Origin of the sequence: Deinococcus alpinitundrae (genome assembly GCF_009982895.1) — a bacterium.
GTDB lineage: Bacteria > Deinococcota > Deinococci > Deinococcales > Deinococcaceae > Deinococcus > Deinococcus alpinitundrae.
In genome coordinates this window covers 85,221-99,749 of the sequence record NZ_WXZL01000009.1, presented here as the reverse complement: position 1 = coordinate 99,749, position 14,529 = coordinate 85,221, and the positions used below count along the sequence as shown (strand labels likewise).

Below are 14,529 nucleotides of genomic sequence, written 5' to 3'. Positions count from 1 at the left end.
GTCGAGGGAAGTGAGCGAGCAGACAAACGAGGTCACCCGGCCACCCTAGGCAGCCCCGATCAGCCAGGCATGAAAGCGCGCCGTGTCACAACTTCCAGATGTCAGAGCTTCCAGACAAAGCCGCGCCGCGCCAGTACCCACAGCTCCAGCCAGAACACGCCGACGTAGCCGAGACTGTAGACCCAGCCGCCCGCCTGCACGCCCAGGCCGCGCTGGGCCAGCGTCAGCAGTGCGCCCAGAATGCTCTGCGATGTGCCGCTCCAGTTGACCTGCCACACCGCCAGAATCCACAGCTTGAGCAGAATAGGAAAGACGTAGGCCAGCAGCGAGTTGCGCCCCGCTACCGTGAGGGGGCTGAGCAGCCAGGCGAACTGGCCCTGGTGGTCGTCGCCGATCAGGTAAAAGGCCAGCATCCCCAGTGTGCCCAGCCCTGCCGAGTAGAGGATGTAGGCTGGGGTCCAGACCGCTTTGTTGAAGCCCAGAGCGTCGGCCAGCAGCCAGCCGCCGAGCGCCAGTGCCGTGCCGAAAGCCAGCAGCAGGGGCAGCTCGCGGCGGCGGTTCTTGAGGGGCTGGGCTGCCACGCTGCCCAGTAGCACCAGCGCGGTGGCGGGAACCACCGACGTGACGCCGCGCAGCCCGAAGTCGTTCAGGAACATGGCATTGAGCCGCGCCACGGCGTTGTCGGTTTCGCTGAACGGAGCGCTGAGCAAAAACAGCCGGTAGACGAGCAGCAGCCCCAGTGCCACGCCCAGCTGCCAGCGTGCCGGAAAACGGGCCAGCAGTCCGGCGCACAGTGAGGCCAGCGCGATGAGTTGCAGCACGCCCAGCCCCAGCGTCAGGGCCTGATTCTCGACGCTGGTCAGCAGCGCCCCCACCAGGTAAAGCGGCACGGCCCGTTGAAACAGCTTGAAGACTGTGTCCCGGTCCGGCCACCAGCCAGCCTTGCCTCCGGCCCGCTTGCCGAGCGAGAAGGGAATCGATACCCCGGCGCAGTAGAGAAACCAGGGAAACACCAGATCGGTCAGGGTCAGGCCGCCGCCCCAGGGCGCGTGAACGAGCTGCCCAGGCGTGTAGCGGCCCAGCGACACGTTGTTGACCAGCAGCATCAGCAGGATGGTGAGGCCGCGCCAGGCATCGAGGGCCACCAAGCGGCGTGTGGGCGCGCGAACCTGTGGCGCAGAGGCGTCCAGTGCCACCTGCGCGGCTACCTGTGTATCGGCGTCGGGTGCGGCGGTCGGCGTCGGCTCGCTGGGATCGCCGCTGGACGGGGAAGTGGGCGCACGCATGCCCGCAGTCTGCCTCCACACGCCTAGACGCGAGGTGAAGTCGGCCCGGCTCAAACCGTGTCCGGAGTGAACGCGGGAGAATGCCCAATCAATTTCATCTAGCATTTAGGTTCGTGTGCTTCCACATCCAACCCAGCAGCGGCACGGATATACCCCAGTACCCCGCAGCACCACTGGGGCCATGCCGTTGCCGTTCGCCGTTGCCTCTTTTCGAAGGAGTCTTATGAACCGATTGATGCTGTCGTCCGCTGCTGTTCTCGCCGCCCTCAGTCTGGCCGCCTGCTCGCCCATGGTGGTCGCGCCGCCCGAAGCCCCCCAGGGCCGGGTGGTTTACGGCCTGACCGCTGACAGCCAACTTGCCGTCTTCGGTCTCGACAATGCCGCTGCCAGCCTGACCACCAAGGTCATCACCGGGCTGGAGAAAGAAGGGCTCATCGATATCGACGTGAACACCAACGGTGGCGCGCTGACCGGCCTGAGTGCCAGTGGCAAGCTCTATACCATTGATCCGGTGAGCGGCGCGGCGACCTTCGCGGTGGCGGCGCTCACGCCCGGCGTCGGCACGCCCGAGGTGATCGACTTCAACCCGGCGGCCCAGCGCCTGCGGGTGCTGTCGGCGGGTGACATGAATTACCGCCTGACTCCGGCGACCACAGCGGCAACGGCGGGTGTCGTGACGGAAGACGGCATGCTGACCTACCTGACAGGCGACATCAACGCGGGCAAGAATCCCAACCTGGTGGCTGCCGCTTACACCAACAGCTTCAAGAACTTCAAGCCCGAGGCGACCGCCACCACCCTCTACAGCGTGGACGCCGATCTCGACGTACTGGTCAAGCACACCAACACGGCGGCCCCGGCTCCGGCCGGTAACTTCAGCACCCTCAATACGGTGGGAGCGCTGGGCATCGACGCGGCGGCCAACACCGGCTTCGACATCGTGGGTCCAGGCGAGGCGTACCTCAGTGTCAGTACGGCGGGCACCACCCAGCTCTACAGTCTCAACCTGACCAGCGGTGCGGCCACCGCCAAAACCAGCCTGAGCAACCTGACACTGCGCAGCATCGCCCTGGAGCTGCCCACCCAGTAAGCCCTGAGCGGAGCCGGTGGGCAAGGCGTGCAGGTGCTAGCGCCGCAGGTAGCGCCCGCCCTGCTCGTCGACCAGGCCGCACAGGCCCAGCATCGTCAGGGCGAGCTGGGCCTGACTCATGTCCAGCCCGCTGCGCGAGACGATGTCGTCGAGTAAAACCGCGCCGATTTCCGGCAGGGCCGTGTAGACCAGGGCCTGCTCGGGGGTCAGGTCCAGATGGACGGCGGCGGGAGCCTCGCCCCAGCCAAGTTCGTGCAGCACGTCGCCCGCGTGCTCGGTCAGCACCGCGCCCTCGCGCAGCAGTCGGTGTGCCCCGGCGGCCAGCGGATCATTCGCCCGGCCCGGCACTGCGAACACCGTGCGCCCGCATTCCAGCGCGTGCGTCGCTGTGATCATCGCGCCGCTCTTGAGATCGCCCTCGATCATCACCGACCCGGCACTCAAAGCGGCGATCAAGCGGTTGCGCTGCGGAAAGTGGTGGGTGGCGGGCCGGGTGCCCAGCGGGTACTCGCTGACCAGCGTGAGGCGCGCGGCCAGCCGGGCATTCTCCGCCGGATAGATCACGTCCACTCCGCAACCGAGCAGTGCCGTGCTGACACCGCCCGCGTCTAGGGCCGCCTGGTGCGCCGCGCTGTCGATGCCGCGTGCCAGGCCGCTGACGATATTGACCCCGGCGCGCGCCAGATCGCCCGAGAGCTGGCGCGTGAGCCTGAGGGCGTGCTCGCTGGCCGCGCGGGTCCCGACCAGACCCACCGCGCGCGTCACCACCTCCAGCGGCAGGTCGGGGCCGCGCACCCACAGCGCGGCGGGCGGGTCTTGCAGCGCTTCCAGGGCCGCTGGGTAGCCCTGCAGCCCCCGGCCCAGCACCTGCACCCCGGCCTCACGTGCGCGCCCCAGTTCCTGCTCGGCGCGCACCCCCACGCCCGGCATCCCGACGGCGCTCAGTGACTTGCTGTCAAGGCCCGGTACCTCCCGCAGGCGTGCCAGGGGGGCGGCCAGCACCGCCTGGGCCGAGCCGAAATGCCGCCGCAGATTCTCGATGCGGCGCGGTCCCAGCCCCGGTGTCAGGCGCAGCGTCAGCAGGGCCAGCAACTCGGCGTCCGGGCCGGTGGGGGAGATGGGGGAAGGGGCGTCCGGGCGGCTCATCCGTCCAGAGTAGGCAAGCGGGCCTGACAACTTCCCGACACACCCACAGCCCTCATTTACTTGGTCTTGCGAAGAGAAGCTGAGACCCCAGTGAGACGGGGGAGGTCATTTGCTCAAGGCATCGTTCGCGCTGCGGGTATATACTCTATATGTCTGGGGGCGATCCGGTTTCGACGGGGATCTCTGAAGGATGTGTTGCGTGTCGAGGGTGCCGTTGGCCTCGTAAAAAAGCGGCAAAGCCTTTAACTGGCAACCAAGAAATGCAGTACGCTTACGCTGCCTAAACCCCAGCGCAGCAACCGTTAGAGCCTTGCCATTGGCGCGACGCGAGCTGACTTAAATAATGGCTAGCTCCGGTTACACCCTGGGACCGGGCGCGAAATAAAACAGGGTTAAGGAAAGGGAAGCCTGCCTGTGGGCCAGCCCCGCCCCGACAATCCATACCCAGGCTACACACGTAGAGTCACGCTGAATGGGTTTTCGGACGAGAGTTCGACTCTCTCCGCCTCCACCACAGACAAACGCCGCTTTCCTGGATTGGAAGCGGCGTTTGTTTGTGGCAACTTCCGGGCAGGCTGTCAGAGGAGCGTGGTGCTCAAACGTCTTGGCCGGTGGGACGGATCAGAATCTCGTTGACGGCCATGAGCGGCGGCTGCGAGAGGGCATACAGCACGGCGCGGGCCACATCGTCCTCGTGCAGGATGGGGCCGTCCGGCACATCCCGGGTCCAGAACAGCGTCTCGACCCGGCCCGGCTCGATCAAAATGACATGCACCCCCTGGGCCGAGACCTCCTTGCGGATGCTGTCGCCCATGCCCGACACTGCCCATTTGGTGGCGCTGTACGGGCCAGGTGTGGCGACCCGCCCGGCCAACGCTGCCGACCAGCAGCAGGTGCTCCCGGCTGGCGATCAGATCGGGCAGGCTGGCCCGCGCCGTGAGGGCCGCGCCCAGCACACTGGTCAAGATCATCTCGCGCCACGCGTCGGGGGTCGGATCGCTGCTGGCATAGTTCGGCGCGCCGCTACTCAGTCCGGCATTGGCCAGCACAGCGTAGAGTTGGCCGAAGGTGTCCCTTGTCCGGGCCACTGCTCGCTCCAGATCGCTCCACTCGGTCACGTCGGCCTCGATGGCCAAGGCCGCGCCGCCGAGTTCAGCGGCCAGCGCCTGCACCTTCTCCAGTCGGCGGGCCAGCAGGGCCACCCGCCAGCCTGCGGCGGCTGCTTGCCGGGCCACCGCCGCGCCGATACCGCTGCTGGCCCCGGTGATGAAGAGAACCTTACCCCGGCCCAGCCCGGCCGATTCGGATGCGGTCATGCCCGCGAGTCTGGCGGACCCGGTTGAGCTGGCGACAGCTTCTGAGAGAAAGATGTAAGCGGCCCTCTTTATACTTTTCCTAACTCATGCCGAACCCCGTCTTCCAACTCACAGCACGCTCCTTATCGAAGGTGGTGTCGGGCCGTGCTGCCGAGACGATGCTGAGCGCCTCACTGCGTGACCTCAAGCTCTCGCCCGACACGGTCACGGCGCGGGATATGCAGCGGGTGTTGGCTGGACCGCTCGAACGCCGCCTCTCACAGGTGCTGCCCGGCACCGCCGCCTTCGACAAGCTGCGCGCACTCTCACGCAGGCTTGAGCGCAACGACCTCAAATCCTCGACCATGTTCGGCCAGGACGACCGAACCGTGATCTGGGATCAGGAAGACGACACCATATGGAACGACGAGAGCCACCTGCAAGGCCCTGAGGAAGGACCAGACCGTGCGCCGCCGACTGCCGCCAGACGCCCGCCGCCCAGTCCTGCGCCGCTTGACGCTCGTTTCAAAGCCACACCCCCGGTCCCCGAAGCGGGCCGAAAAGAGGAGAGCGTGACCGACCTGAGTGCCCCCCAATCTGCCGCCGAGTCCCTGAAGTCCGATCTGAAGGATGAGGCGTTCGCCGCCAGTGCCGAGGAGTCGAGTGCCGAAGCCTTCGGTGCGGACGACTTCGAGTTCAGCGACCCCGACTACGCCCACCTGCAAGCGGCTCACAAGCGCTACGAACTGGCAACCCCCCAGGGCCAGGACGCGCTGCTCTACGAACTGGCCCGGCACGCGGGCGTACAGACTGTGGTGCTGTGCAGCACCGACGGCCAGGTGCTGAGCGTGCGCGCGCCGCAGGGTGCGCCGCAACTCGGCAGCGTGGTGGCTGCCACCGCCATGCTGTTCCGGCAGCGCGACCTCAAACTGCTCAGTGCCGATCTTGGCAACGCCACCGTCTGCATGCGGGTCGTCGGCAACTACTGCGTGGCCCTGCTGGCTCGCGGCAATGTCAACGTGGGGCGGCTCCTCAGCGAGTTGCAGCAGATCGAGGTGGCGGCGTGAATGCGCTGCTCCGTTCACGCTCCCTGCCGGGAGCCGCGCTGCTCGGCTTGGCCCTGATCGGCAGTGCGGGTGCGCAGAACCTGGACGCCTACCGTCAACTCAAGTCGGCCCTCGGCAGTGCTGTGCAGGACCGGGCCTTTAGCAAGGCGCGCAGCCTGGGCGACCTGCAAAAGGCACAGCAAGCGCTCGACACCCTGAAACCCACCATCAGCAGCAATTTGCTGGCGCAGGGTCTGGACACCTCGCTCTCGTCCTCGCGCGCCTCGCTGGCCCGCAGCGCCGCCGATCTGGAAGCCCAGGTCACCCAGGCACGCGGGCTGATGCGGGCGGTGCTCTACAGCCAGACCCTCAGCGCCCTGGCCGCTGCCCGGAGTGCTGCGTCGACTACCCCGAGCGCCAGCCTGCAAAACCAGAGCCGCCTGCTGGCCGAGGAATTCGGTCTGGATGGCGCCAGCCGCAGCTCGTTCCTCACCTCGGCCAGCCGCAATCTGCCGCAGGCCCAGCGGCTGCTCGACCAGGCCGCCGCCCGCAAGGTGCAGGGCTACCTGGGGGCCGTCAATTTGGCCGACCGCGCCGGGGCCTACCTCAACCTGACCCGCGCCGCTAGCTGGTACACGGCGGTGCAGGGCGCGCCCGCAGCGGGCAACTTGCAGGTCGATCAGTTCGCCAGCGCCTTCAGCGCCCTGACTGGCGGCGACAGCGAGGCGGCCCGTAGCGCCCTGCAGACGCTTCGCACCGGGGCGGCCCGCTTCGTGCAGAGTGCAGCTTCCGGCAGCGCGGCGAGTACGGTGGCACAACCGACTCCGGCCGTGCCCCAGAACACGCCCAGTCCGGCGACCAGTTCGGCCAGCACCACCCCGGCAGACAGCCCTGCCGGGGCGACGCCGCGTCCGGGTGCCGGGTCCATCGGCGGCGCGGAGGCGGTCTACGCCAATCTGGGGCGCGCCCTGAGTGCGGCGGCGGTGGCCGATCAGCCCACAGCCCGCCTGGCCCTGGCCAACGCCGAGGGCGCACTGCGCCAGGCCCGCACGCTCAGCCGCAGCGCCAGCTACCCGGCACTGGCCCAGGATCTGAGCAGCTTGAAAAACCGCAGTGGCCTGCGGCCCAGCGACGTGCAGTCGCTGATCGGTGAACTCGGCAACGTCGAGGCCGAGGTCAAGGCCACCCCCGGCAGCGTTCTGAACGCTTCTGCCGCCAGCGTCTCACGCAGCTTCGGTGGCGTGGTGCGGGCCATGTTCTTCTTCTTGCTGGCGGTCCTCTCGGCTTACCCGCTCTATTTGCTCAACCTGGCCTTCGGCAGCCGCAACCCCTACTGGCGGGCCATTCTGGGCGGGCTGATTTTGCTGCTGCTGCCCGCGCTGCTCGAAGGCGTGGGTGGGCTGCTCGGCTTCCTGGGCGACCTCTCAGGCGTCGGCGCGCTGCGCAGCTTCACCAACCTGACCCTGACCCAGAACGCCTGGGGCGGTCCCGTCTGGATTCTGAGTCTGATGCTGGCTCTGACGGCCCTGACCTACGGCTTCCGGGGATTGTGCCTGCAATTCGGATTGCTGGGAGTCAATGCCAAGCCGATCCAAACCGAAACCCAGAGCAGTCTGGAATGGGATGAGGAAATCTGATGGTGCGGCGGGCCGCGCCCGGTTTCAAGGAGAACTGAATGTCTTACCAGGAAGCGGTGCGCCAGCTCGGCGACCTCATCTCGGCGCGGGCACTGGAGCGGCTGATCGAGGGTGCCGCCCAGGACCGTTCACTGCGGGCCGAGCAACTCTCGCCTGCCCAGCTCGCCGACATTCTCAAGCGTGACGTGTTTCGCCGCCTGCAACTCACGGTGCCCGCCTCGCTGGCCAAGCGCCGCATCGAGGAAGTGCTGGCCGAACTGGCAAGGTCGGCGGCGGCCACGCCAATCGTCCGGCCCGCCACCCCGACCATCTTCAGCAATTCGGCAGAGTTTGCCGGGGCGCCGGATGAGACTGAGCATACGGCCCCCCAGCTTCCGGCGGCCACGCCCGAGCAGCAGACCCAGGTCGCGCAGCTCGAAGACGCCCTCAAGGCATATGCGCTGTATTTCGACTGGCCAGAAGTCAAGCGCCTGCGTGCGCTGAGCGCGGTGCTACGCGCCGAACTGGACGCGGGCAAACCGCCACCGGAAAAGCTGCTCTTCGAGGGTCAGGAACTGTGCGATACCCTGGCGGCCCGTCTGGCCGAAGCACTGGTGAGACAGGAAAGCGATCTGGCCGAGCTGCGCGCCGGATTTGGCCGGGTCGAGGGGGTGGGCGGTCCCAAGGTGCGCCGTCTGGGCGGCCTCCTTCAGAGTATCGAGTCGGCCCAGAAGGAAGGCGCGCTACTGCCTTCGGAAGTCGAGCGCGCCCGCAGCCTGACCCTCGATCTGCGCAAACTGGTGGCGTCCTCGGTGGTGGGCCTGCCGGTGGGCGGCGCAGCTCCGCAGGCCAGCGACGACGTCGTGCAGGAGATGCGCGAGATGGACCGCGTCCACGAGGTGCGGGCGCTGGGCGATCTCAGCCGTGAATTTGCTGCGCTGCTGCGTGTCGAGGACGCGCTGAACCTGGAAGTGCAGGCGGCCAGGGAGCGGCTCGACAGTGGGCACCTTCTCGGCGAGGAGCGCTTCGTGCGCCTGCGCAGCGATCTGGAAGCGGCCCAGGTGGCCCGGCTCGACGCTCAGCAGATCGAACTCGGTGACCTGGAAGCGCGGCTGGTGCAGCTCGACGCTTCTCTCGGCGCGGTGCAGCAGGCCCAGCTGGCCGTCTCGGTGGCACTGGGCCTGCTGGCCTCGGGCAGCCTCGCCACCGACGAACTGCGCCTGCTCGCGCGCAGCTTGCCGGTTCTGGAGCGCGAAGGTGAGAGTGCCGAGGACGCCCTGGAAAGCCAGCGCGAACTGCTGGAAATCGAGCAGGCGGCCCGTGACCTGCCGGTGATCGAGGGCCTTCAGGGTGATCTGTCGCAGGCGGCCCAGGCGCTCGAGCGCGGCGAGATGGCCGATCTCAGTGCTTTGTGGGCCGTGATCGACCAGCGCAAGGGCGCAGCAGCTCAGGAGCGCGAGGCCTACGATACCCGTGCCCGGCAGGTGCTCGACGAATACGGCCAGTACCGTTATCTGGCCGGTGAGACGATTCTGCGGCTGGGTCGCCTGGCCGATACCCTGCGCTCCCATCTCAAGCTCGGCAAGCTGTCTGCCGATGGCCGCGCGCACTACGTTCAGGTGCTCAGTGAGGCCGAGGCGCTGCTGACCGAGGCCAGGGCCGAATTTCAGGTGGCCCGCGAGGTCACCGCCCAATTCGGCGAGGACGCCCTGACCGGCCTGCTCGACGCCCTGGGGCTCGATGAGGCACCGCAGCAGGAACTGATGACCGCCGCGCCGCTGCCGACGGGGCTGTGGGAGTTGCGCGGCGGCCTGGTCATGCGCGGCGCGCCGGACCCGCAGGCGTGGTCACTGGCGCGCCTGAGTGCGCAGCTCGCCGAACTACCGCCGCCCATCGGAGACGCCGAGGTGCGCCTGGAGACGCCGGACGGTGTCTGGTTGCTGGTGCCGCATCTCGGTGGTCACCGGGCAGTTCAGGGAAGCAGCATTGAGCAGGCCAGGGCACGCCTGGACGAATTTCCGGAATAATCCACTCGTCCTGTTCAGTCGCTATGATGCCCTGTATGCAGCTGGGCCAGAGCACCGAACTCGGAAGTGAGGCCGCCCAGCGGGCCTTCGGCGCGGCGTTGCTGCCCAGTCTGACCGCCCACGCGGTGCTGTTTCTGGAAGGTGAACTCGGCGCGGGCAAAACCACGCTGACCCAGGGACTGATCGCGGCGCTCGGCTTCGGCGGCTTGGTCAGCAGCCCCACCTACGCCCTGATGCAGCTCTACCCCACGCCGCAAGGCCAGGTGATGCACGTGGACGCCTACCGGGTGAACCGTTCCCAGGAACTCTACGAGATGGACCTGGAGCGCCTGATGGGTGAGGCCCGGCTGAGCATCATCGAGTGGGGCCAGCTTTTCTACGACGACTTCCCCGACGCCTGGTTGCTGCACCTGGAACATCTCCCCAGCGGGGGGCGGCGGCTGACCCGGCGACGCTGACAGAGCTGTCTTGGTTGAAGTGTTGCAACTGAACGGGTTCGACTGAACTGGGGGCTGCTCTTTAGAGTGTGCGGCTCCTTACGCTGCGCGCACCAGCTTCTCCAGCGTTCGTCCATTTTTGAAGGCGTTCGCCCTGTTTCGTTCATCCAGCGGCGGCGCTGAGACGCTACACCTGAAACGGTTTCGTTCGAGACTCTTCAGGAGGCAGTATGAAAGCAGTAGTCTGGCACGGCATTGGTGATATTCGGCTCGACGACGTTCCCGAACCCCAGCTCAGGGAGAAGACCGACGCGGTGGTGCGGCTGACCGCTAGCGCCATTTGCGGCACCGACCTGCACTTCATTCGCGGCACCATGGGCGGCATGGTGCCGGGGACCATTCTCGGTCACGAGGGTGTGGGCGTGGTCGAGCAGGTCGGCGACGACGTTCGCAACTTCGCGCCGGGTGACCGGGTGGTCATTCCCTCGACCATCTCCTGCGGGTACTGCCCGCCCTGCCGCGAGGGCAACACCGCCCAGTGCGACAACGCCAACCCCAACGGCCCCTCGGCGGGCACGGCCTTTTACGGTGGCCCCAAGGATTCCGGCCCCTTTGACGGTCTGCAAGCCGAGAAGGCCCGCATCGCCTACGCCAACAGCAGCCTGATCAAGTTGCCCGACAATGTCAGCGACGATCAGGCCATCTTGCTCTCCGATATTTTCCCCACCGCTTACTTCGGGGCTGACATCGCGGGTGTCAAGGAAGGCAGTGTGGTGGTCGTGTTCGGCTGCGGGCCGGTGGGGCAGTTCGCCATCATCAGCGCCAAGTTGCTGGGCGCGACCCGGATCATCGCGGTGGACCGGTTGCCGGACCGGCTCGACATGGCCCGGCGCAACGGAGCCGAGACCGTCAACTTCGATACCGAAGACCCGGTGAAGGCTGTGCAGCGCCTGACCGGCGGAGTGGGGGCCGACTGCGTGATTGACGTGGTGGGTATCGATGCCCAGCACGCCCACGGCGGTCCGGCCCAACCCGACGCCGAGCAGCTCAAGCAGTTCAAGGCCCAGGTGCAGCACAACGCCCCTGACGCCAAACCGACCAAGGACGGTCAGTGGGTGCCGGGCGACGGCCCTTCGCAGGTGCTGGAATGGGCAGTAGAAGTGGTGAAAAAGGCTGGGCAGATCGGCATCATCGGGGTGTACTCGCCCACCATGACCAGTTACCCCATTGGCAAGGCCATGAACAAGAACCTGACTTTGCGCATGGGCAACTGCGACCACCGCGCCTACATCCCCCGCCTGGTCAACATGGTGGCCGCTGGCGTGATTGATCCCACCAAGGTGCTGACCGAGGACGTGGGCATTCAGGACGCCATCAGCGCCTATAAGGCGTTCGACAAGCGCCAGCCCGGCTGGATCAAAGTGGAGCTGGAGCCGCAGCAGGCGTAAAGCGTAAGCAGCATGGCTCAGTTCCCGCTGGCCCGCGCTGCCGCGTAGCAGCCGATCTCGCGCTCGCCTTCCAGCAGGCCCCGCGCCGCGAGTTCGTGCAACACCGCCGCGCAGTAGGTATGCAGGGTTTCGGGGCTGGCTGTACCCAGGGTCAGGGGCGTGAGGTTCAGGCGACGGGCCTGCTCCGCCAGATAAACTTCAAGATCACTCACCCGCACAGCATAAAAGAAGGGCCGGACAAGTCTCCCTGTCCGGCCCTCTCGGTTTTGCTTTGAACTGGTTAACTCAGTCGTCGGCGGCGGCAGCCTGCATCTCACGCTGGTCGGCCTCACGCAGCTTGCGAATGCCGCGCACGATGCCGATGACCGCGAAGTAACTGATGATGGGCAGGACAACCGCCAGAATCCACAGAATGGTGTTGGCGTTGCTCTCCTTGAGGATGCCCGATTGCACCAGTTCCGGTCGGTACCCGGCCACGCTGAAGACCCCGATCATCACGAAGAAGGCGATGCCCAGTCCCAGCCTCACCGGGTAGTCGGTGGGGTTTTCGGCGTAGTACTGGTTCTCGCTGCTGCGGTCGATCAAGGGAATGGCGAACAGCAGGCCGATGATGATACCCGGTGTGACCAGCGCGCCGAAGAACTCGGCGTTGAAGACTCCGCCCCACAGGTTGAACTCCAGGCTGCCCGGCAAGATCGCCAGGATACCGAAGACCCACAGCAGGTAAAAGTCCGGCTTGACGATGGGTGACTGGTTGCTGGGCGGTCCGAAGACCTCGACGGGGTGAACTGGGATGAAGGCGGCGAACAGCATCACCAGGCCTGTAAAGAGCAGCGCCAGCATCAGCATGATGGGGGTCTGCTGGGTGATCAGCGGCACGCCCACGATCTTCTTGTAGGCCAGCTCCTTGGCGTAGCGGGGCTGGGTGTGCTTCTGCTTGATCATCAGCAGCATGTGCGCGCCGGTCAGGGCAAGCAGAATGCCGGGTAGCAGCATGATGTGGTAGCCGTAGACGCGAGAGATGATGCCGGGGCCGGGGAACTTGCCCGCGAAGGCTGCCTGGCCGACCCACTCGCCGATCCAGGGAATGCTCGAAGCGATTCCCACGACGACCTTGAGGGTGGTGAAAGCGAAGTTATCGTAGGGCAGGCTGTAGCCGGTGACGGCGGTCAGCGCAGTGAAGATGATCAGCAGCAGGCCGATCCACCAGTTGATCTCGCGGGGCTTCTTGTAAGCGCCCGTGAAGTAGATGCGCATCATGTGCATCAGGCCCGCGCCCATCATCAGGTTGGCCATCCAGTGGTGCATCCGCCGCAGCATGTCGCCGAACGGCATGGCGTTAATGTTGATGGCACTGGCCCAGGCGGCGGGCACAGTGGCTCCGGTCGGGTCAAGCGGGTTCTTGACCAGCACGGTGCTGGGCTCGTAGAACAGCGCCAGGATCGCGCCGGTCAGAATCAGCACAATGAGGGCGAACAGCGTGATTTCACCCAGGAAGAAGCTATGGTGAACAGGGAAAGCTTTGCGCAAAAACTTGTCGTTCAAGCGCGAGATGTGGAGCCGTTCGTCGAGCCACTGGTTCATAGTGTCTTCGCCTCCTCAAGCAGCGCTTTCCAGTCGCTGTCCGTCAAGCCAAAATAGGGTTCCTCAAGCGGCGCAGCCACCGTGACGCCGTCACCACTGAGTTTAATGGGAAGCTGCGGCAGCGGTTTGGGAGGTGGCCCGCCGATGACCTTGCAGCCCGCGCGCGGATCGTAGGCCCCAGAGTGACAGGGGCACAAAATGGTCTCGGGCTTGGACGCATTGTCGCCCACCTGGCAGCCGAGGTGCTGACAGATGCCGCTGTAGGCGACTACACCTTGATCAGTGCCTTTGAGGTTGGTGGGGGCGATCAGTTCGTTCACCGGGAATTTGTAGATGATCAGCAGGTTGTTGGGTTCGTCCTTCTTGATGACGGTGTTGCCCTTGTTATCCTTGCCCTGCGGCCAGGCCCGGGTGATCTTGTCGTTGAGGTCGGCTACCTTGATTGGCTGACCGTCGTTGGGGCCTTCGGCATGTACCAGGATGTCGCCGTCTACGGCGGGCAACTTGCCGAAGGTGATGCGGTTGGGCGGACGCACTCCGGCCAGCGCCGTCACCAACCCGAGGCCGCCCACGGCTCCGGCGGTGCCGAGCGCCACGTTGATGAACTTGCGTCGGGAAATTTCAGGGTCTGCACGTCTGTACTTGGTCATAATTTCGTCACCACGCTTCTTTCGGTCCCGCTTACCACGGGAACTCACCGCTGGAGTCTTCGATCAGCACTTCGCTGTCCATGAAGTACTTCTTGTAGAGGCCCGCCGCCACGCCCAGCAAAATGACGACCATCGCCGAGTAAAAGCCTTCCGCCGACACGTTGGGCTTGACAATCGGGTCCGCTGACCAGCCCGCTAGGTCCACCAGAATCTGGCGGGCGAACAGCACGCCGAACACCATGATGCCGATCAGGGTGGCGATCATCGAGAGCATCGAGAGTGGGGAGCTGCGGGTCTTGTGGATGCCGGGCTTGAGTTCCTGGCCCTCGGCCCAGACGCTGTACAGCCCGATGATGCCGTAGGTCAGGCACAGCAGCATGAACGTCACCAGCGTGATTTCCGGCAGCTTGATCTCTTCGGGCACGAAGCGTGAGCGGTTCTTGAGCAGGTCGGGGCTGATGGTGGTGGCGGCGGCAGCCACCACGGCGGGTGTCACCAGCGGGGGAGTCGCCTTGTTGCCCCAGGAGTTGAGCACGTAGTTGGTCACGGCGTAGATCTCGTTGTCCTTGAGCTGCTCCCCGAAAGCGGGCATGGCTCCCTTGCCCTTGACCACACGGGTATGAACCAGCACAGCGTCTTGCAAGATGTTCTGGTCACCAGCGAGTTTGGGTCCCACGCCGCCCTGACCGTTGAGGCCGTGGCAGCCCGCGCAGGCAGTGGCTCCCTCGGCGGGGTTGCCCTGGGTGAAGATCTGCTTGCCCAGCACAGGCCACTCTTTGGCCGCCGCCGCGTTCAGGGCCGGGTCGATCTTGACCGGCTCCGGGGCCGTTTCCTGGTTAAATAAAAAGAGAAGCGTAATCCACATAATCGCCGCGAGTACAATCGCGACCGAGGGCATCACTGC

13 protein-coding genes and 1 other RNA gene are annotated in these 14,529 nt (G+C 65.9%); 7 read left to right on the top strand and 7 right to left on the bottom strand.

From position 1 onward, the window contains the following. Window positions 1–101: 101 nt before the first annotated feature. The gene (locus GUI70_RS10460; protein WP_161882255.1) at window positions 102–1,286 is read right to left on the bottom strand and encodes a heparan-alpha-glucosaminide N-acetyltransferase domain-containing protein; all 1,185 of its coding nucleotides are present in this window, start codon (window positions 1,284–1,286) and stop codon (window positions 102–104) included. Window positions 1,287–1,509: 223 nt separating this feature from the next. Here GUI70_RS10460 and GUI70_RS10455 point away from each other — a divergent pair, with 223 nt between their 5' ends. Then, window positions 1,510–2,376: a DUF4394 domain-containing protein gene (locus GUI70_RS10455; RefSeq protein ID WP_161882254.1), complete on the top strand. Its 867-nt coding sequence runs from the start codon at window positions 1,510–1,512 to the stop codon at window positions 2,374–2,376. 36 nt (window positions 2,377–2,412) lie between these two features. On the opposite strand, the gene dprA is transcribed toward GUI70_RS10455, so the two are convergent. Next, window positions 2,413–3,522, bottom strand: coding sequence for a DNA-processing protein DprA (dprA, locus tag GUI70_RS10450; RefSeq protein ID WP_161882253.1), 1,110 nt, complete (start codon window positions 3,520–3,522; stop codon window positions 2,413–2,415). 155 nt (window positions 3,523–3,677) lie between these two features. Here dprA and ssrA point away from each other — a divergent pair. Further along, window positions 3,678–4,036: a transfer-messenger RNA gene (gene ssrA / locus GUI70_RS10445) on the top strand. Between the two features lie 64 nt (window positions 4,037–4,100). Here ssrA and GUI70_RS26055 read toward each other — a convergent pair. Further along, window positions 4,101–4,838, bottom strand: coding sequence for an SDR family oxidoreductase (locus GUI70_RS26055; RefSeq protein WP_202630451.1), 738 nt, complete (start codon window positions 4,836–4,838; stop codon window positions 4,101–4,103). 86 nt (window positions 4,839–4,924) lie between these two features. Here GUI70_RS26055 and GUI70_RS10435 point away from each other — a divergent pair, with 86 nt between their 5' ends. The 5 genes from GUI70_RS10435 to GUI70_RS10415 all read left to right on the top strand — a co-directional run bounded on the left by GUI70_RS10435 (window position 4,925) and on the right by GUI70_RS10415 (window position 11,391). Next, window positions 4,925–5,884 (top strand): roadblock/LC7 domain-containing protein, encoded by a 960-nt coding sequence (locus GUI70_RS10435; RefSeq protein ID WP_161882252.1) that lies wholly within the window; start codon window positions 4,925–4,927, stop codon window positions 5,882–5,884. Continuing rightward, the gene (locus GUI70_RS10430; protein ID WP_161882251.1) at window positions 5,881–7,500 is read left to right on the top strand and encodes a hypothetical protein; all 1,620 of its coding nucleotides are present in this window, start codon (window positions 5,881–5,883) and stop codon (window positions 7,498–7,500) included. The genes GUI70_RS10435 and GUI70_RS10430 overlap by 4 nt, the downstream gene beginning before the upstream one ends. Before the next feature lie 38 nt (window positions 7,501–7,538). Then, entirely contained in the window at window positions 7,539–9,506 is a 1,968-nt protein-coding gene (locus GUI70_RS10425) for a coiled-coil domain-containing protein (protein WP_161882250.1), read from the top strand. A 35-nt stretch (window positions 9,507–9,541) separates the two neighbouring features. After that, window positions 9,542–9,964, top strand: coding sequence for a tRNA (adenosine(37)-N6)-threonylcarbamoyltransferase complex ATPase subunit type 1 TsaE (gene tsaE, locus GUI70_RS10420; RefSeq protein ID WP_161882249.1), 423 nt, complete (start codon window positions 9,542–9,544; stop codon window positions 9,962–9,964). Window positions 9,965–10,173: 209 nt separating this feature from the next. Then, window positions 10,174–11,391, top strand: a complete 1,218-nt coding sequence (locus tag GUI70_RS10415) for a zinc-dependent alcohol dehydrogenase (RefSeq protein ID WP_161882248.1) — start codon at window positions 10,174–10,176, stop codon at window positions 11,389–11,391. Between the two features lie 17 nt (window positions 11,392–11,408). Here GUI70_RS10415 and GUI70_RS10410 read toward each other — a convergent pair whose 3' ends face one another. The 4 genes from GUI70_RS10410 to GUI70_RS10395 form a co-directional block, all read right to left on the bottom strand. Then, a complete protein-coding gene (locus GUI70_RS10410; protein WP_161882247.1) occupies window positions 11,409–11,603 on the bottom strand; it encodes a hypothetical protein in 195 nt (64 codons plus the stop codon). Between the two features lie 73 nt (window positions 11,604–11,676). Then, window positions 11,677–12,975 carry a cytochrome b gene (locus tag GUI70_RS10405; RefSeq protein WP_161882246.1) on the bottom strand — a complete coding sequence of 433 codons (1,299 nt, stop codon included), beginning with the start codon at window positions 12,973–12,975 and terminating at the stop codon, window positions 11,677–11,679. After that, a complete protein-coding gene (locus GUI70_RS10400) occupies window positions 12,972–13,625 on the bottom strand; it encodes a QcrA and Rieske domain-containing protein (RefSeq protein WP_161882245.1) in 654 nt (217 codons plus the stop codon). The genes GUI70_RS10405 and GUI70_RS10400 overlap by 4 nt, the downstream gene beginning before the upstream one ends. Before the next feature lie 31 nt (window positions 13,626–13,656). Then, window positions 13,657–14,490 carry a c-type cytochrome gene (locus tag GUI70_RS10395; protein WP_237724835.1) on the bottom strand — a complete coding sequence of 278 codons (834 nt, stop codon included), beginning with the start codon at window positions 14,488–14,490 and terminating at the stop codon, window positions 13,657–13,659. Window positions 14,491–14,529 lie beyond the last annotated feature (39 nt).